We start from the raw sequence: 17619 nt of genomic DNA, 5'->3' as shown, positions 1-17619 counted from the left end.
AGGTAAGCGCTTCTAATTTGTCCTAACAGTCTAGACCCAGGAATCAATCCCAGCTCAACGCACCACCAGTCTGATACTCGATGACGCGAGTCTCGAAGAAGTTCTTCTCCTTCTTCAGGTCCATGATCTCCGACATCCACGGGAACGGGTTGCTGGTGCCCGGGTACTCTTCCTTCAGGCCGATCTGGGTCAGGCGGCGGTTGGCGATGAACTTGAGGTAGTCCTCCATCATCGCGGCGTTCATGCCCAGTACGCCGCGCGGCATGGTGTCACGCGCGTATTCGATCTCCAGCTGGGTGCCCTGCAGGATCATCTGGGTCGCTTCGTCCTTCATCTGGGCGTCCCACAGATGCGGGTTCTCGATCTTGATCTGGTTGATCACGTCGATACCGAAGTTCAGGTGCATGGACTCGTCGCGCAGGATGTATTGGAACTGCTCGGCGGTGCCGGTCATCTTGTTGCGGCGGCCCATGGAGAGGATCTGGGTGAAGCCGCAGTAGAAGAAGATGCCTTCCAGTACGCAGTAGTAGGCGATCAGGTTGCGCAGGAACTGGCGATCGGTCTCCGGGGTGCCGGTCTGGAACTGCGGGTCGGAGATCGAGCGGGTGTACTTGAGGCCCCAGGAGGCCTTCTTCGCGACGCTCGGGATCTCGTGGTACATGTTGAAGATCTCGCCTTCATCCATGCCCAGCGACTCGATGCAGTACTGGTAGGCGTGGGTGTGGATCGCTTCCTCGAAGGCCTGGCGCAGGATGTACTGGCGGCACTCGGGGTTGGTGATCAGGCGGTACACGGCCAGCACCAGGTTGTTGGCAACCAGGCTGTCGGCGGTGGAGAAGAAGCCGAGGTTACGCATGACGATGCGGCGCTCGTCGTCGCTGAGGCCGTCCTTGCTCTTCCACAGAGCGATGTCGGCGTTCATGTTCACTTCCTGCGGCATCCAGTGGTTGGCGCAACCATCCAGATACTTCTGCCAGGCCCAGTCGTACTTGAAGGGTACGAGCTGGTTGAGGTCGGCGCGGGCGTTGATCATCTGCTTGTCGCCGACGTGTACGCGGGCGCTGGCGCCTTCCAGGTCGTCGAGGCCTTCCTGGATGTCCAGGTCGTTCAGGGCCTTCTTGGCGCGGGCCACGGCGTCGGAGTCGTCGGCCGATACGGCGCGGGCGTCTTCCACGGAGCCGGCGGCTTCGTCGTCCAGTTTGTCGATGGCGGCGCCGACTACGGGAGCGGCGGGCTTGGCGGCCGCCTCGGTGGCGTCTTCCTTATCGAATTCGTCCCAGCTGAGCATGGTGGTCTCCTGCTTGGTCATCGGGCCGGGTTTCTGTTCGGCCTGTATGAATGTCCAGTAATTCTGATTATGTTCCGTTGCGATCTGCACGCAAGGGTAAAACCGTGCCACCTATCTGGTGGCGCCCAGGCCTGCAAGGCAGGCGAGGGGAGATGTCCTTGGGGCTGGGCCCCTGTCCCCGAAGGGGAAACCGAGCTGCTTTGGCTTTCTACCTCGGCAACTCGGTGCGAGCGGTTTGCAGAGCGAGGCAGCGCTAGGCGCCCGGAAGGGTGGAGCCCCTGAGCGTGCTGGTGCACGTGATGGGGGCCGCCCTGCCGGGCAACAACGCGCGGTCCGCTCTGCGAGCCGCGACTTACTGACAGGCTTCGCAGTCGGGCTGGTCGATGGCGCACGCCTTTGGTACAGGGGCTGGGCCGGCCGGAGCAGCGAAGTTGCCCTCGTCGATCGCACCACTGGACACGGCGTTGAGCTTGCCGGTGTTGATGGTGGATTTCTCGGTGCTGGTAGCGGCCAGGGCACGGAGGTAGTAGGTGGTTTTCAGACCACGGAACCAGGCCATGCGGTAGGTCACGTCCAGCTTCTTGCCCGAGGCGCCGGCGATGTACAGGTTCAGCGACTGGGCCTGGTCGATCCACTTCTGGCGGCGGCTGGCGGCGTCGACGATCCACTTGGTTTCCACTTCGAACGCGGTGGCGTACAGGTCTTTCAGGTCCTGCGGGATGCGCTCGATCTGCTGTACGGAGCCGTCGTAGTACTTCAGGTCGTTGACCATGACGCTGTCCCACAGGCCGCGGTTCTTCAGGTCGCGAACCAGGTAGGGGTTGATCACGGTGAACTCGCCGGAGAGGTTCGATTTCACGTACAGGTTCTGGTAGGTCGGTTCGATCGACTGCGACACGCCAATGATGTTGGAGATGGTCGCGGTCGGCGCGATGGCCATGATGTTGGAGTTGCGGATGCCTTTCTTCACGCGCTCGCGGATCGGGGCCCAGTCAAGCGACTCGGAGAGGTCGACGTCGATGTACTTCTGGCCACGGGCCTCGATCAGGATCTGCTGGGAGTCCAGCGGCAGGATGCCCTTGGACCACAGCGAACCTTCGAAGGTGGAGTAGGCGCCACGCTCGTCGGCCAGGTCACAGGAAGCCTGGATCGCGTAGTAGCTGATCGCTTCCATAGACTTGTCGGCGAACTCGATGGCCGCGTCGGAGCCGTAGGCGATGTGTTGCAGGTACAGGGCGTCCTGGAAGCCCATCAGGCCGAGGCCGACCGGACGGTGCTTGAGGTTGGAGTTGCGCGCCTGCGGTACCGAGTAGTAGTTGATGTCGATGACGTTATCGAGCATGCGCACAGCGGTCTTCACGGTGCGGCCGAGTTTCTCGGTATCCAGCTTGCCGTCGACGATGTGGTTGACCAGGTTGATCGAGCCCAGGTTGCAGACTGCGATCTCGTCCTTGTTGGTGTTCAGGGTGATCTCGGTGCACAGGTTGGAGCTGTGCACCACGCCTACGTGCTGCTGCGGGCTGCGCAGGTTGCACGGGTCCTTGAAGGTCAGCCACGGGTGGCCGGTTTCGAACAGCATGGACAGCATCTTGCGCCACAGGTCTTTGGCGGCGATGGTCTTGAAGACCTTGATCTTGCCGTACTGGATCAGGGCTTCGTAGTACTCGTAGCGCTCCTCGAAGGCCTTGCCGGTCAGGTCGTGCAGGTCCGGTACTTCGGACGGGGAGAACAGGGTCCACTGGCCGTCGTCGAACACGCGCTTCATGAACAGGTCCGGAATCCAGTTCGCGGTGTTCATGTCGTGGGTACGGCGGCGGTCGTCACCGGTGTTCTTGCGCAGCTCGAGGAATTCCTCGATGTCCAGGTGCCAGGTTTCCAGGTAGGCGCAGACGGCGCCCTTGCGCTTGCCGCCCTGGTTCACGGCCACGGCGGTGTCGTTGACCACTTTCAGGAAGGGCACAACGCCCTGGGATTTGCCGTTGGTGCCTTTGATGTAGGAGCCCAGCGCGCGCACCGGAGTCCAGTCGTTGCCCAGGCCGCCGGCGAATTTCGACAGCATGGCGTTGTCGTGGATGGCGCCGTAGATGCCCGACAGGTCATCCGGCACGGTGGTCAGGTAGCACGAGGACAGCTGCGGACGCAGGGTGCCGGCGTTGAACAGGGTCGGGGTCGACGCCATGTAGTCGAACGAGGACAGCAGGTTGTAGAACTCGATGGCGCGTTCTTCACGGCTCTTCGGCTCTTCGATGGCCAGGCCCATGGCCACGCGCATGAAGAACACCTGCGGCAGTTCGAAGCGGATGCCGTCCTTGTGGATGAAGTAGCGGTCGTACAGGGTCTGCAGGCCCAGGTAGGTGAACTGCTGGTCGCGCTCGTGGTTGATGGCGCGGCCCAGTTTCTCCAGGTCGTACTCTTTCAGCTTGGCGTCGATCAGCTCGAACTCGGAACCCTTCTCGACGTAGGCCGGCAGGGCCTTGGCGTAGAGGTCGGCCATCTCGTGGTGAGTGGCGCTGCTGGCGATGCCGAGGAAGCCCAGGGCCTCGGCGCGGATGTTGTCCATCAGCAGGCGGGCGGTGACGTAGGAGTAGTTCGGCTCGCGCTCGACCAGGGTACGGGCGGTCATCACCAGGGCGGTGTTGACGTCCTTCTCGGCCACGCCGTCGTACAGGTTCTTCAGGGTTTCGGACTCGATCAGCGAGCCGTCGACTTCTGCCAGGCCTTCGCAGGCTTCGCGGATGATGGTCTGCAGGCGGCCCATGTCCAGCGGCTGCACGCTGCCGTCGGCCTTGGTGACGCGGATGCTCGGGTGCGGTTGGGCGACGTCGTCGCTGGCGCTCTTGCGCTTGTTGGCCTGGGCTTCGCGGTAGATCACGTAGTCGCGGGCGACTTTTTGCTCGCCGGCGCGCATCAGGGATAGTTCGACCTGGTCCTGGATCTCTTCGATGTGGATGGTGCCGCCGGACGGCATGCGGCGCTTGAAGGTGGCGGTGACCTGCTCGGTCAGGCGCGCGACGGTCTCATGGATACGCGACGAGGCGGCGGCATTGCCACCTTCAACTGCGAGGAACGCCTTGGTGATGGCCACGGTGATCTTGTCGTCGGTGTAGGGGACGACGGTGCCGTTGCGCTTGATCACGCGCAGCTGGCCCGGGGCGGTGGCGGCCAGATCCTGACTGGATTCGGCTGCCTGCGGCGCCACGGCCTGCGGGTTCTCGCGAGTTGTGTCGGTGTGCATGAGGTTCTCCACTTCTAATTGGTTTGGACACTCGAGGTGCCTTGTGTTCATTCCATTGAAAAACGTCACGATATCCGGCGTTCCAGCCAGGCATCGAGAAAAGCAGTCTTTGGGGCAGTAATGGCGCGGACTTCAAGCGCCTTCCTGGCTCCAAAGTCGGTAACGATACCGGTGGCTGTAACCACTAGGTGTAGTGGTCGGTGCCTGTGGCGTCGTACCTGTTCAGCGAATCTGGGGGGCTTGCTGCGCTGTCCGTGCCGCGACCATCCACCGCTGCGGCGGATGTGTGTGAAGTGCTACCGGTAGCGAGCGGATCGGGCCCCTCTGCATTCTTTTTTCTTAGTGTCCGGTGCCTCGTAAAAACACCATATGTAGGTGTGAGGCGCGATGGGGATACAAGATAATGCGCTAACCGGGGCATTGCAAGGGAAGGGTGGAGGGCAATTCTGTGGATAACTTGTGGGTGAATTGTGGGTGAAATTCGCCAGAATCGCGGCAGGCCCCATGAACCCTGGCTTCTACCGTTCGTCGACCTTGGTGAGCCGGTTTGCCGGCCGGGAAAAGTATTCTGCGGGCGTGGAAGCTAACACAATATCTAGTGTTTCTGGCATGCGCTGTGCTAACCGGTTTCGGTTGTTACAATGCCGCCACCAATGGCGTTTCCGCTGGAGAGAAGTCGTGGAACAAGAGGCCTGGCAGATCCTGATCGTCGAGGACGATCAGCGGCTGGCGGAGTTGACCCAGGAGTACCTGCAAGGCAACGGCCTGCAGGTGGCGATCGAATCCGATGGCGCTCGGGCCGCGGCGCGTATCCTCAAGGAGCAGCCGGACCTGGTGGTGCTCGACCTGATGCTGCCGGGCGAGGATGGCCTGTCCATCTGCCGCAAGGTGCGTGGCCAGTTCGCCGGGCCGATCCTGATGCTCACCGCGCGTACCGATGACATGGACGAGGTGCTCGGCCTGGAGATGGGCGCCGACGACTATGTGTGCAAGCCGGTGCGCCCGCGTGTGCTGCTGGCGCGCATCCGTGCCCTGTTGCGGCGCAGCGAGGGCGTGGCCGAGGCGCCGACGGCGGAAAACCAGCGGCGCCTGGAGTTCGGCCCGCTGGTGATCGACAGCGCCATGCGCGAGGCCTGGTTGCGCGGCGAGGGTATCGAACTGACCAGCGCCGAGTTCGACCTGCTCTGGCTGCTGGTGGCCAATGCCGGTCGGATTCTGTCCCGCGAGGAGATCTTCACCGCCCTGCGCGGCATCGAGTACGACGGCCAGGACCGTTCCATCGACGTGCGCATCTCGCGCATCCGCCCGAAGATCGGCGATGACCCGATGCACCCGCGCCTGATCAAGACGGTGCGCAGCAAGGGCTACCTGTTCGTCGCCGAGGCCGCCAGCGCGCTGCAATGAACACCATTTTCCTGCGCATCTATGGCGGCATCATCGCCGCCCTGGTGCTGGTCGCACTGCTCGGCGTCGGCGCCCTGCAGCTGACCAACGAGGTGCGTAGCGACCAATACCGCGAGCAGCTGGCGCGCGGCACCTTTCGCCTGATGGCGGACAGCCTGCAGCCGATGGGCGAGGTGGACCGGCGCCGGGCGCTGGTGACCTGGAGCCGGCTGATCGGCGTTTCGCTGGAACTGCAGCAACTGACCGCCGAGCCGCTGGATGGCCGCGCACGCGGGCGTCTGTTGCGCGGCCAGGTGCTGGTGGAGCAGACCGGCCCACACGCGGCGCGGGTCTACGCGCTGGTTAGTGCCGAGCAGCAGCTGGTGCTGACCACCGAGGTCGAGCAGATCAGCGAGCAATTGGCGCGCGCCACCGTCTACCTGCTGATGGACGAACTGGTGCGCTACCCCATCGTCGAGCAGCCCAAGCGTCTGGCCGCGCTCAAGGAGGAGAAACAGTTCGGCTTCGACCTGCGCCTGGTGACCCTGGAGAAGGTCGACCTGGACGAGGACCAGCAGCGTCGGGTGGACGAAGGTGACACGGTGCTGGCGCTGGGTAAGGGCGGCGACTCGATCCGCGTGATCGCCGGCATGGTCGGTACGCCCTGGGTGCTGGAAGTCGGCCCGATCTACCAGATGAATCCCTACCCGACCGAGCTGCTGGTGCTGATCGGCGTGCTCGGCCTGACCCTCACCGGATTGATCCTCTATCTATTGGTACGGCGCCTGGAACGTCGTCTGCTGGCCCTGGAAAACGCCGCCTCGCATCTGGCCAGCGGCCGCCTGGATGCCCGCGCGCCGACCCAGGGCGCCGACTCGGTGGGACGCCTGGCCGCCACCTTCAACGCCATGGCCGAGCAGTTGCAGCGCCTGCTCAATGTGCAGCGCGAAATGGTGCGCGCCGTGTCCCACGAGCTGCGCACACCGGTAGCGCGGCTGCGCTTCGGCCTGGAGATGGTCGGTGACGCCGACAGCGACGAGGCGCGGCGCAAGTACATGGACGGCATGGACGGCGACATCCAGGAACTGGACAAGCTGGTCGACGAGATGCTGGTCTACGCCCGCCTGGAGCAGGGTTCGCCGGAGCTGATCTATCAGCAGGTGGACCTGCGCGCGCTGCTCGACCAGGTGATCAAGGAGCTGGCGCCGCTGCGCGCCGATATCCGCGTCGACCGCGGCCAGTGCCGCGATGCCCCGGATGGCAGCGCCCTGGTGGAAGCCGAGCCGCGCTACCTGCACCGCGCCCTGCAGAACCTGGTGAGCAATGCCATGCGCCATGCCGATGCCCGCGTGCGCCTGACCTACCACATCGGCCCGGAGCGCTGCCGGGTGGATGTGGAGGACGACGGCCCCGGCGTACCCGAGGACGCCTGGGAGCGCATCTTCACGCCCTTCCTGCGCCTTGACGACAGCCGCACCCGCGCCTCCGGCGGCCACGGCCTGGGCCTGTCCATCGTGCGCCGGATCATCTACTGGCACGCCGGCCGCGCCCACGTCGGCCGCAGCGCCAACCTCGGCGGCGCCCACTTCAGCCTGGTGTGGCCGCGCGAGCAGCCGGCGACGACGGAACCGCTCTGAGAGCCTATTCCAAGGCTGCTGCGCGTCGGGCCTGCTGCGTTAAAAACAGACTCAGAATGCTCATTTACTTTCGTAAACTGCGCTTCTTCGCCTGTTTTTGCCTTGCATGCCTCTAGCTCGCAGCCTTGGAACAGGCTCTTCGGGCGAGTCACTACCGTTCGGCACCCTTCATCAAATTGTCATCGAACTGTGGCAGCGCCAACGCACGAACATCCGCAGACTCGCGCTTCACTGGGGTTCTGCGTTCTGGGTGTTCTCGATGCGTGCGTTGCTCTTCTTCGTCGCGCTGCTGTGCGGCTTGCCGTCCTTTGCGGCTTCTCGCTGTGATCTGCAGGTGCCGACCGCCATGGCGGATGTCGGCGAGGTGCGCCTGGCCTATCAGAGCATCGGCCGCGACAGCGATCCGGCGCTGCTGCTGGTCATGGGGCTCGGCGGCCAGTTGATCCACTGGCCCGATGAGGTGCTCTCGCGCCTGTGCGAGCAGGGCTTCCGGGTGATCCGTTTCGACAACCGCGACGTTGGCTTATCGACCTGGCTGGGTGCCGCTCCCGAGGTGAACCTGGGCTATGAGCTGCTCAGCTATCAGGTGGGGCTCGGCGCCGCCGCCCCCTATTCGCTGCGCGACATGGCCGGCGATGCCCTGGGGCTGATGGATGTGCTGGGCGTCCAGCGTTTCCATGTGCTGGGCGCCAGCATGGGCGGGATGATCGCCCAGCACATGGCCGACCTGGCGCCGCGGCGGGTGGAGAGCCTGACCCTGCTGATGACCAGCTCCAGCGCGCCTGGCCTGCCGGCACCGAATGCACGGCTGCTGCAGCAGCTGGCGCGGCGCGAGGCGCCGGATCGCGCTGCGGCCATCGAGCAGCAGGCCGACCTGCTGGCCGCGCTCGGCAGTCCGAGCCTGGCGGTGGATCGCGCGCAGTTGCTGGTGGAGGCCGAGCACAGCTACGACCGGGCCTTCAATCCCCAGGGCGTGCAGCGGCAGATCCTGGCGATACTCACCGAGCCTAGTCGGGTGGAGCTGCTCAATCGCTTGCAGGTCCCGACCCTGGTGGTGCACGGCACCGCCGACCCGCTGTTGCCGGTGATGCATGGAGTACACGTGGCGGCCCATATAAAGGGCAGTGAGCTGAAGCTGATTCCGGGCCTGGCTCATCGCTTCCAGGCGGCGTTCAAGGAGCCGTTGCTGGCCGCCGTGCTGCCGCACCTGCGCGCCCATCGCCTGGACGACACACAGCTGGCCCAGCGCCAGGAGAGCGGGGCGCAGTCGCCGCTCTGATCAGACCGCGCGAGCGCTGGCCAGGGGCTGTGGCTGGCGGCTGGCCTGTAGGTAGTCCCGCAGCTTGGCCTGCTGGCCGGGCGTCATGAACAGACCGAGCTTGGTTCGGCGCCAGAGGATGTCCTCGGCTTCCACGGCCCATTCCTCGCGGCGCAGGTAATCCACTTCTCGGGTGTACAGGCCAGCGCCCAGGTGTTCGCCCAGTTCGTTCTGCCACTGCAGGCCGTCCAGCAGGCGCCAGGTGCGGCTGCCGTAGGTGCTGGCCCAGCGCTGGGCCAGTTCGCGGTCTAGCCAGCCGAAGCGGGCGATCAGCTTGTTCACCAGCGCCTCGCGGCTGTCCATGTTCTCGCCACCCGGCAGTGGCGCCTGGTCGGTCCAGGCCGGGCACAGGCGCGGGAAGTAGGGGGCGAGCTGGCTCATGGCCGACTCGGCCAGCTTGCGGTAGGTGGTCAGCTTGCCGCCGAACACCGACAGCAGCGGCGCCTCGCCCGGCGCCCCGGACAGCGACAGGGTGTAGTCGCGGGTCACGGCCGAGGGCTCGTCGGATTCGTCGTCGCACAGCGGGCGCACGCCGGAGTAGGTGTGCAGGATGTCGCTGCGCTGCAGCTGCTGCTTGAAGTGGGCATTGACCACCTTGAGCAGGTAGTCGGTTTCTTCCTCGCTGATGCGCACCTGGGCCGGGTCGCCCTGGTACTCGCGGTCGGTGGTGCCGATCAGGCTGAAGCGTTCCAGCCAGGGGATGACGAAGACGATGCGCTGGTCCTCGTTCTGCAGGATGTAGGCCTGCTCGCCGTCATGGATGCGCGGCACCACGATGTGGCTGCCCTGGATCAGGCGGATGCCGTAGGGCGACTTCTGCTTCAGGTCGTCCTGGATGAAGCGCGCCACCCACGGGCCGGCGGCGTTGACCAGGGCGCGGGCGCGGATCGAGAACAGGCTGCCATCGGCGCGCTCCAGGTGCAGGTGCCACAGGCCCTTGCTGCGCCGCGCGCTGACGCAACGGGTGCGGGTGTGGATGTGCGCATGGCGCTCGCGGGCGGCCATCAGGTTGAGCACCACCAGGCGCGCGTCGTCCACCCAGCAGTCGGAGTACTCGAAGCCGCGCGCCATCTCGGCCTTGAGCGGGCTACCGGCACCGAAACGCACGCCGTTGGAGCCCGGCAGCTTCTCGCGCTTGCCCAGGTGGTCGTAGAGGAACAGGCCGGCGCGGATCATCCACGCCGGGCGCAGGTGCGGACGGTGCGGCAGGATGAAGCGCATCGGTTTAACGATATGCGGGGCCTTGGCCAGCAGCACTTCGCGCTCGGCTAGTGCCTCGCGGACCAGGCGGAATTCGTAGTGTTCGAGGTAGCGCAGGCCGCCATGGATCAGTTTGCTGCTGGCGGAGGAGGTGTGCTGGGCTAGGTCGTCGCGTTCGCAAAGGAACACAGAGAGGCCGCGGCCGGCCGCATCGGCGGCGATGCCGGCACCGTTGATGCCGCCACCGACCACGGCCAGGTCGTAGATTTCAGCGATGGGGGGGGGCTGACTGAGCGACATGGCAAGGCACCGTAAGTTGTAATGTGAACTTATGAATGTTCGATTTCGAAAATATGCTAGCCGAGCAGGCGCGCTTCCGCCAGCCCGAAGGGCGGCCGACCATCAGAAAGGCGAGATGGCTCGCACAAGCGCAGCGTGGGTTACGAGAGGTTGCGCGTAGCCCGGCGCGGGATCAGACGATATGCAGCTGGATCTTCTGCTCGGTCAGCAGGCGGCTCAGCCCGGCGGAGGGCGGGGCGTCGGTGAAGATGTGGTCGACCAGGGCGATGGAGCCCAGGCGCACCACGGCATTGCGCCCGAACTTGCTGGAGTCGGCGGCCAGCAGCACCTGGCGGGCGTTGTCGATGATGGCCTGGGAGACGCGTACTTCCTGGTAGTCGAAGTCCAGCAGACTGCCGTCCTCGTCGATGCCGCTGATGCCCATGATGGCGAAGTCGACCTTGAACTGCTGGATGAAGTCCGCCGCCGCCTGGCCGACCACGCCGCCATCGCTGCGCACGCTGCCGCCGGCCACCAGCACTTCGAAGTCGGCCTTGTCGGCCAGGGTGGCGGCCACGTGCAGGTTGTTGGTGATCACCTTGAGGTGCTTGCGCCCGAGCAGGGCGCGGGCGATGGCCTCGGTGGTGGTGCCGATGCTGATGAACAGCGAGGCGTAGTCGGGGATCTGCGCGGCGATGGCTTCGGCGATGCGCTGCTTCTCGTCGCGCATCTGCCCGGCGCGCATGGCGTAGGCGGTGTTCTGGATGCTCGATGCCTCGCTTGCCGCGCCGCCATGGGTGCGTCGCAGCAGGCCCTGTTCGGCCAGCTGGTTGATGTCGCGGCGGATGGTCTGCGGGGTGACGGCGAAGGCCTGGGCCAGCTCTTCGATACTGACGTAGCCGCGCTCGCGGGCGCGTTCGAGGATGCTCTGCTGGCGGGGTGGGAGGCTCATGGGCTTTCCTTTTTTATCGGCCGGCGGATTATAGCGAGGTGCCGCCTGCTGGCGACTTTTATGACCAGCCATCCGCGGCGGCCACCCTGTGCGACAGCGAGGGCTGCTCCGCCAGGTTTTTTCCGCTAAGGTACGCGCCTTCGTCAGGGATTTTCACATTCGAACATGACTCCTGCCATCGATCTGCTGAAAAAGGCCAAGGCCGAGCACCAGGTGCACAGCTACCACCACGACCCCAAGGCGCCGTCCTATGGCCTGGAGGCCGCCGAGAAGCTCGGCCTGGAGCCGGCGCGGGTATTCAAGACGCTGCTCGCCGCCACCGAGAAGGGCGAGCTGCTGGTGGCGGTGGTGCCGGTGGCCGGCAGTCTCGACCTCAAGGCCCTGGCCCATGCCGCCGGAGCGAAGAAGGCCGACATGGCCGACCCGCAGCAGGCCCAGCGCAGTACCGGCTATCTGGTCGGCGGGATCAGCCCGCTGGGGCAGAAGAAGCGCCTGCGCACCTTTATCGACGAATCCGCACGCCAGCACCCGACCATTCATGTCAGCGCCGGCCGCCGTGGCCTGGAAGTGGAGCTGGCGGCCGAGGTGCTGGCCCTGCACACCCAGGGCACCTTCGCCGCCATCGGCAGGGAATGATCCGGCTCCCGAGCGGAGCTCACGCATAACAACAAGGAAACGCGCATGTCCCAATACCTGCTTGCCATCGACCAGGGCACCACCAGCTCCCGCGCCATCGTCTTCAGTGCACAGGGCTTGCCGCTGGCCAGCGCCCAGCAGGAGTTCAAGCAGTACTTTCCCAAGGACGGTTGGGTCGAGCACGACGCCGAGGAGATCTGGCTGACCACCCTCAAGGTCTGCCGCGAGGCTTTGGCCAGCAAGGGCCTGAACGCCGACGAGGTGCTGGCCATCGGCATCACCAACCAGCGCGAGACCACCGTGGTGTGGGATGCGGTCAGCGGCTCGCCGATCCACCCGGCGATCGTCTGGCAGGATCGGCGCACCGCCGACTACTGCGCCGGGCTCAAGGCCGAGGGGCACGAGGCCAAGGTGTCCGACAAGACCGGCCTGCTGATCGACCCGTATTTCTCCGCGACCAAGCTGCGCTGGATCCTCGACAACGTGCCCGGAGCCCGCGAGCGCGCCGAGCGTGGCGAGCTGCGCTTCGGCACCGTGGACTGCTTCCTGCTGTGGCGCCTGACCGACGGCAAGTCGCACCGCACCGATGCCAGCAACGCCTCACGCACCTTGCTGTTCAACATCCACAGCCAGCAGTGGGACGACGAGCTGCTGCAGCTGTTCGACATCCCGCGCAGTCTGCTGCCGGAAGTGCTGGATTGCGCCGCCGATTTCGGCGTCACCGAGCCGGCGCTGCTTGGCGCCGGCATTCCCGTGCTGGGCATGGCCGGCGACCAGCAGGCCGCGCTGATCGGCCAGACCTGCTTCGAGCCCGGCATGGTCAAGAGCACTTACGGCACCGGCTGCTTCATGATCCAGAACACCGGCGACAAGCCGGTGGTGTCGAAGAACCGCCTGCTGACCACCGTGGGCTACCGTCTCAATGGCAAGGTCACCTACGCGGTGGAGGGCAGCATCTTCGTCGCCGGCGCCGCCGTGCAGTGGCTGCGCGACGGCATCAAGCTGATCAGCGACGCTCGCGACACCGAGCTGCTCGCCGAGCAGACCGGCGATGCCTGCGGCGTGTACCTGGTGCCGGCCTTCACCGGCCTCGGCGCGCCGTACTGGGACCCCAAGGCACGCGGCGCGATCTTCGGTCTGACCCGCGACACCGGGATCAAGGAGATCGTCACCGCCGGCCTGCAGTCGGTGTGCTACCAGACCCGTGACCTGCTCGAGGCCATGCGCCAGGATGGCGCGGCCGAGCCCAGCGCGCTGCGCGTGGACGGCGGCATGGTGGTGAACAACTGGGTCATGCAGTTCCTCGCCGACATTCTGGGCGTGCCGGTGGAGCGCCCGGTGGTCACCGAGACCACGGCCCTGGGCGTGGCCTACCTGGCCGGCCTGCAGGCCGGGCTATACCGCGATCTGGATGAAGTGGCCAGCCACTGGCACCGCCAGCAGCGCTTCGCCCCGCGCATGGCCGATGTCCATCGCGGCAAGCTCTACGCCGGCTGGCTGGACGCGGTGAAGAGGGTGCGCAGCGAGGGCTGAGGTGGTACAAGGGTGCCAATTTCCCCTTGAGGTCGCCGCATGCAGCCGCGCCGTCGCCTGCCGCTCCTTGCTTTCGCCCTGTGTTTGCTCGCCGGCCCTGCGCCGGCGGGCAGCGCGCTTGACGAAACGCTGGTCATCGCCGCCGATCTCTGGTGCCCGGTGAACTGCGCGGCCGATGCGGCTCGGCCGGGCATCTTCGTCGAACTGGCGCGCGACATCTTCGCCGAGGCCGGTGTCGCCGTGCGCTACGAGACGCGCAACTGGGCGCGGGTGCTGCAGGAGGTGCGCCGCGGCGAACTCAACGCGGCGGTGGGCGCCGGCCACGAGGACGCCCCGGACTTCCTGTTCACCCGCACGCCAGTGGCCATGTCGCGCAACTGCTTCTATACCCGCCAGGACTCCACCTGGCGCTTCAGCGGCGTCGATTCGCTGGCCCCCGTGCGCCTGGGCGTGATCAACGACTACAGCTATGGCGAGCCGCTCAATGCCTACGTGGCCGCCCATCGCGACGGTGATCGGGTGCAGGTGGCCGCCGGCGACAACGCCCTCGATCTCAACCTGACCAAGCTGCGCCATGGCCGGCTGGACGCCCTGGTGGAAAACAGCTGGGTGATCCAGTCGCGCCTGGCCGATCTCGGCCGCAGCGGTGAGCTGCGCGAGGCCGGCTGTCGCGAGCCGGATGTGCCCATCTACCTGGCCTTCTCGCCAACCCGCGCGGACAGCGCCCGCTATGTCGAGCTGTTCGAACACGGCCTGCAGCGCTACCGCGCCGACGGTCGTCTGCAGGCCTTGCTCAAGGCCTATGGCGTCGAGGAGCGCTAGGACTCGCGCTGCATCACCTGCTCATAGGCGCTGGTCAGCTCGTTCATCTGCCACAACAGGGTTTCGGTGGTGGTAGTGATTACCGTCGGCACATAGCGCGAGTCGGCAGACAGCTGGAAGCCGGCGCGGGCGAAGCGCCACTGGGCCTCGACCTTCTTCAGCGCGGCGGCGATCTGCGGGGTGTTCTGCTCGGCGGCCAGCAGCTCCTGCTGGGCTGCCTCGAATTCCGTGGTGGCCTGTTGCAGCTGCTGCTCCAAACCCTCGGCCGGCAGTTGCCAGCTCAGCGCCAGGTAGAGCTTGGCGATGCGCTGGCTGAGCATGCGCTGGCGCCCGCTGCGGTTGACCAGGCGCGCGCCGGCATTGCCGGTATGGGCCTCGATCAGTTGTACCAGCGCCTCGCTCTGCGCCAGCAACTGGTCGCTGAGCTGCAGCAGGCTCAGCGCCTGCTGCGGTTCGGGGCGCGACAGGGCCAGCTCGCGGTAGCGTTGCCAGGTCAGCCCGACCTGCTCCAGCGCCGTGGTGATTTCGGCGCTGGGAGCGTATTCGCTGAGCGCCTGGTAGTTGCTTTCGAAGCGCGCCACGCTCTGGTCCAGTTGCTGCACGGCCTGGTCGCTGCGCACGTCGGTGCCGATCATCAGGTAACTCTTGGCGATGCGCTGGCTGAGCATGCGCTGCATGCCGGACAGGTTCATCGCTTCGGCATCGCCGATGGCCGCGCCGGCGGACGGGCAGAGCAGGGCGCAGGCGAGGCCGAACAGAATGGCAAGACGACTCATCATGGATACCTCCGAAGGCGCGCGGCCGGGCCGCGCGCTGGAATGGCCCCGTTGCGGGGCCGCCGGTGAAGACCGCGAGGCGGATCAGTAGGTGTACTGCAGCTGCAGCCAGACCTTGTCGGTATCCACGGTGCGGGCCTCGTCCGCGGAGTCGTAGGTGGCGTACTTGACCAGGCCGACCAGGCCTTTCACTCCGGGAATCGGGTGGGCGTAGGACAGGTCGATCTCGTCGCCGTAGTCATCGCTGCCCTGCTCGGTGGCAAAGTCGTGGTACCAGGCCTGCAGGGTGCCGCCGAACAGCGGCGCGGTGACGCCGAAGTAGGCGTCCTCGATGCCGTCGGCCGGGGTGGTGAGGAACTGGTCGGCCCAGCCCTGGAAGGCATGTTTGGTCGCCAGCGGGGTCTGGAAGGCGCGGTTGCCGGTGCCACCGTCGCCGCCCAGCACTTCGTAGCCGGCCTTCAGCTGCACGCCCTTGAGGGTGTAACCGAGTTCGGCCAGGTAGTACTCGCTGTCCAGGTCCAGCGGGTTGTCGCCGTAGTCCTTCTGCTGGGCGTACTCGAGCACGTAGCTGATGCCGGCGACGGCACCGTTCAGGCGCAGGCCGCTGGTCTGGCTGGACAGCGTGCCCTCGGCGGCGGTGGGCGCCACGGCGATGTTGTCGAGGTCCAGCAGGTAGCTGTAGGCGGTGGCCGTCAGCTGCGGCATGAACACGTACTGGGCGTTGATCAGGTGGCTGTGGCCATCGATGTTGGCCGGGTTGGTGCGGTTGTCGTAGCGACCGTTGTCCGGGCCCCAGATGGTGTTGACCTGGTCGATGTAGGCGTAGCTCAGGGTCAGGCCGTCGATCGGCTTGAGCTGGGTCAGGGCGCCGTCGTAGGTCTGCTCGTTCTGGCGCCAGGCCACGCTGCCGATGAAACGCTGGTTGTCGAGGTTGATGCGCTGGCGACCGAGCACGGCGCTGCCGAGCTTGTGGTCGTAGCGCAGCAGGGCCTGGTTGACCTCGGTGCCGTCCGGGTCGGCGACCACCGAATATTCCGTCTGGCCGTTGCGGGTGCTGTTGTAGGCGTCGTCACCGATGCGGCTGACGTTGTCCACCTCGATCAGGCCGGACAGGCCGTACCACTTGCCGCTCTGGAAGCCGGCGCGGGTACGCAGGGTCTGGGCGTTGGCGTCACGCAGCGCGTTCTCCTGGTCGACATTCTCGAAGCGGTAGCGCGCATCGAGAATCGGCTTGCCCTGGGTGAGCAGGTTGCTGAAGTCTTCGGAGGCGAAGGCGCCTTGGGCGAGGGTGGCGGAGGCGATGGCGAGCGACAGCAGGGTCGGTTTCATGCACATGGGTGGTCTTTCCTGTTAGCCAATTAACGCAAAAAAAAACGCCACAGCTCCCACGCTCCCATGAGAGGGGTGGGGGTTCCGTGACGTCGTTGTCGGTTGAGTTGGCAGACACGCCGTTGTGCTGACCGGGGCCTGCCATAGCAGGCGGCATGCCAGGATTGGCAAGTTACTGATTTATTAAGAATTAGTGACGATTTAGAGCCTTTTGCGATAACGCGCCTGCACCGCGCTCGCCCGCGACGCCTTGAGACAGTGCAGCTGTAATGGCGCAATCGGCCACGACTGTATCGGGCCGCCGGGCCTGGTGCGCGGCATGCTGGCGGCCTCAAGACCAATGCCAGGGAGCGCAGCCATGCCACTCGAATTTCACCAGATCGACGCCTTCACCGACCGACCGTTTCGCGGCAACCCGGCCGTGGTCTATCGGCTCGACGCCTGGCTGGAGGACGAGCTGATGCAGCGCATCGCCGCCGAGCACAACCAGGCCGAGACGGCCTTCACCGTGCGCGAAGGTGCGGCCTGGCGGATTCGCTGGTTCACCCCGGCATGCGAAGTGCCGCTGTGCGGCCACGCCACCCTGGCCACCGCCCATGCGCTGTTCGCGCTGTATGGTGAGCCGGGCGAGCGGCTGCAGTTCGTGTGCATGTCCGGTGCGCTGGCGGTGAGCCGCGAGAGCGGCTGGCTGGTGCTGGATTTCCCGGCCATGTGGCTGGAACCGGTGGAGATGGCGGCCGAGGTGGCGGCCATTCTCGGGCAGAAGGTACTGGCGGTGCAGGGCGGCAAGGAGCTGCTGGCGGTGCTGGAGTCGGAGCAGGCGGTGCGCGAGTGCCAGCCGGACCTGGCGGCGCTGGCGAAACTGCCGGGCCTCGGTGTGATCGTCACGGCACCGGGCCGCGAGCACGACTTCGTTTCGCGCTACTTCGCCCCGGACATCGGCATCGACGAGGACCCGGTCACCGGTTCCACCCACTGCATTCTCGCGCCGTACTGGGCCGAGCGCCTGGGTAAGAGTGAGCTGAGCGCCTACCAGTGCTCGGCCCGTGGTGGCGAGCTGCACTGCCGGCTGGAAGGCGAGCGGGTGAAGATCGCCGGCCAGGCCGTGCTGGTGGCCAGCGGCAAGCTGTTTCTTTAAGCCTGAATAGGCGGGCGTAGCCCGCGAGCATCATCACCCTAAGCGCGGGTTTCACCCGCCCTACGGTCGTCTGCTGATTGTGTTCGAAAAAGC

At 65.8% G+C, this 17619-nt stretch carries 13 protein-coding genes; 7 read left to right on the top strand and 6 right to left on the bottom strand.

The annotated features are described in order from the left end of the window. Positions 1–43: 43 nt before the first annotated feature. Together IB232_RS05650 and IB232_RS05645 are read right to left on the bottom strand one after the other, a co-directional pair. Positions 44–1288 carry a ribonucleotide-diphosphate reductase subunit beta gene (locus IB232_RS05650; RefSeq protein WP_192397976.1) on the bottom strand — a complete coding sequence of 415 codons (1245 nt, stop codon included), beginning with the start codon at positions 1286–1288 and terminating at the stop codon, positions 44–46. Positions 1289–1640: 352 nt separating this feature from the next. After that, entirely contained in the window at positions 1641–4523 is a 2883-nt protein-coding gene (locus IB232_RS05645; protein ID WP_192397565.1) for a ribonucleoside-diphosphate reductase subunit alpha, read from the bottom strand. Positions 4524–5201: 678 nt separating this feature from the next. Between IB232_RS05645 and IB232_RS05640 the strand changes: the two genes are divergently transcribed. From IB232_RS05640 to IB232_RS05630, 3 genes are all read left to right on the top strand, one after another. Continuing rightward, entirely contained in the window at positions 5202–5927 is a 726-nt protein-coding gene (locus tag IB232_RS05640; protein ID WP_137971542.1) for a winged helix-turn-helix domain-containing protein, read from the top strand. After that, positions 5924–7543 (top strand): ATP-binding protein, encoded by a 1620-nt coding sequence (locus IB232_RS05635; RefSeq protein ID WP_192397564.1) that lies wholly within the window; start codon positions 5924–5926, stop codon positions 7541–7543. The genes IB232_RS05640 and IB232_RS05635 overlap by 4 nt, the downstream gene beginning before the upstream one ends. 259 nt (positions 7544–7802) lie before the next feature. Beyond that, positions 7803–8822, top strand: a complete 1020-nt coding sequence (locus IB232_RS05630; RefSeq protein ID WP_192397563.1) for an alpha/beta fold hydrolase — start codon at positions 7803–7805, stop codon at positions 8820–8822. Here IB232_RS05630 and glpD read toward each other — a convergent pair whose 3' ends face one another. Continuing rightward, a complete protein-coding gene (glpD, locus tag IB232_RS05625; protein ID WP_192397562.1) occupies positions 8823–10361 on the bottom strand; it encodes a glycerol-3-phosphate dehydrogenase in 1539 nt (512 codons plus the stop codon). A 172-nt stretch (positions 10362–10533) separates the two neighbouring features. After that, positions 10534–11292, bottom strand: a complete 759-nt coding sequence (locus IB232_RS05620) for a DeoR/GlpR family DNA-binding transcription regulator (protein ID WP_192397561.1) — start codon at positions 11290–11292, stop codon at positions 10534–10536. A 165-nt stretch (positions 11293–11457) separates the two neighbouring features. On the opposite strand from IB232_RS05620, the gene ybaK reads away from it, so the two are divergent. The 3 genes from ybaK to IB232_RS05605 are packed head-to-tail and all read left to right on the top strand — an operon-like array spanning position 11458 to position 14283. Next, a complete protein-coding gene (ybaK, locus tag IB232_RS05615) occupies positions 11458–11928 on the top strand; it encodes a Cys-tRNA(Pro) deacylase (protein WP_192397560.1) in 471 nt (156 codons plus the stop codon). Between the two features lie 45 nt (positions 11929–11973). Next, complete coding sequence (glpK, locus tag IB232_RS05610) at positions 11974–13461, top strand: glycerol kinase GlpK (protein WP_192397559.1); 1488 nt, start codon at positions 11974–11976, stop codon at positions 13459–13461. Between the two features lie 39 nt (positions 13462–13500). Then, positions 13501–14283 (top strand): substrate-binding periplasmic protein, encoded by a 783-nt coding sequence (locus IB232_RS05605; RefSeq protein WP_192397558.1) that lies wholly within the window; start codon positions 13501–13503, stop codon positions 14281–14283. Here the strand turns inward: IB232_RS05605 and IB232_RS05600 are convergent. Together IB232_RS05600 and IB232_RS05595 are read right to left on the bottom strand one after the other, a co-directional pair. Beyond that, complete coding sequence (locus IB232_RS05600) at positions 14280–15062, bottom strand: type IV pili methyl-accepting chemotaxis transducer N-terminal domain-containing protein (protein ID WP_192397557.1); 783 nt, start codon at positions 15060–15062, stop codon at positions 14280–14282. The two genes, IB232_RS05605 and IB232_RS05600, sit on opposite strands and share 4 nt — an antisense overlap. 81 nt (positions 15063–15143) lie before the next feature. Next, complete coding sequence (locus IB232_RS05595) at positions 15144–16388, bottom strand: alginate export family protein (protein WP_318652244.1); 1245 nt, start codon at positions 16386–16388, stop codon at positions 15144–15146. A 358-nt stretch (positions 16389–16746) separates the two neighbouring features. Here IB232_RS05595 and IB232_RS05590 point away from each other — a divergent pair, with 358 nt between their 5' ends. Continuing rightward, complete coding sequence (locus IB232_RS05590; RefSeq protein ID WP_192397555.1) at positions 16747–17526, top strand: PhzF family phenazine biosynthesis protein; 780 nt, start codon at positions 16747–16749, stop codon at positions 17524–17526. The last annotated feature ends 93 nt before the right edge of the window (positions 17527–17619 follow it).

Origin of the sequence: Pseudomonas sp. PDM15, from assembly GCF_014851565.1 — a bacterium.
Classification (GTDB): domain Bacteria; phylum Pseudomonadota; class Gammaproteobacteria; order Pseudomonadales; family Pseudomonadaceae; genus Aquipseudomonas.
The sequence above is the reverse complement of the archived record's forward strand: the minus strand, read 5'-3'. Positions and strand labels throughout refer to the sequence as shown.

Excerpts from the sequence above, each read along its gene's own strand:
- IB232_RS05635 (WP_192397564.1), top strand. The coding sequence starts at position 5,924 with ATGAACACCATTTTCCTGCGCATCTATGGCGGCATCATCGCCGCCCTG.
- IB232_RS05600 (WP_192397557.1), bottom strand. The coding sequence starts at position 15,062 with ATGATGAGTCGTCTTGCCATTCTGTTCGGCCTCGCCTGCGCCCTGCTC.
- glpK (WP_192397559.1), top strand. The coding sequence starts at position 11,974 with ATGTCCCAATACCTGCTTGCCATCGACCAGGGCACCACCAGCTCCCGC.
- ybaK (WP_192397560.1), top strand. The coding sequence starts at position 11,458 with ATGACTCCTGCCATCGATCTGCTGAAAAAGGCCAAGGCCGAGCACCAG.
- IB232_RS05645 (WP_192397565.1), bottom strand. The coding sequence starts at position 4,523 with ATGCACACCGACACAACTCGCGAGAACCCGCAGGCCGTGGCGCCGCAG.
- IB232_RS05650 (WP_192397976.1), bottom strand. The coding sequence starts at position 1,288 with ATGCTCAGCTGGGACGAATTCGATAAGGAAGACGCCACCGAGGCGGCC.
- IB232_RS05590 (WP_192397555.1), top strand. The coding sequence starts at position 16,747 with ATGCCACTCGAATTTCACCAGATCGACGCCTTCACCGACCGACCGTTT.
- IB232_RS05620 (WP_192397561.1), bottom strand. The coding sequence starts at position 11,292 with ATGAGCCTCCCACCCCGCCAGCAGAGCATCCTCGAACGCGCCCGCGAG.
- IB232_RS05605 (WP_192397558.1), top strand. The coding sequence starts at position 13,501 with ATGCAGCCGCGCCGTCGCCTGCCGCTCCTTGCTTTCGCCCTGTGTTTG.
- IB232_RS05595 (WP_318652244.1), bottom strand. The coding sequence starts at position 16,388 with ATGAAACCGACCCTGCTGTCGCTCGCCATCGCCTCCGCCACCCTCGCC.
- IB232_RS05630 (WP_192397563.1), top strand. The coding sequence starts at position 7,803 with ATGCGTGCGTTGCTCTTCTTCGTCGCGCTGCTGTGCGGCTTGCCGTCC.
- glpD (WP_192397562.1), bottom strand. The coding sequence starts at position 10,361 with ATGTCGCTCAGTCAGCCCCCCCCCATCGCTGAAATCTACGACCTGGCC.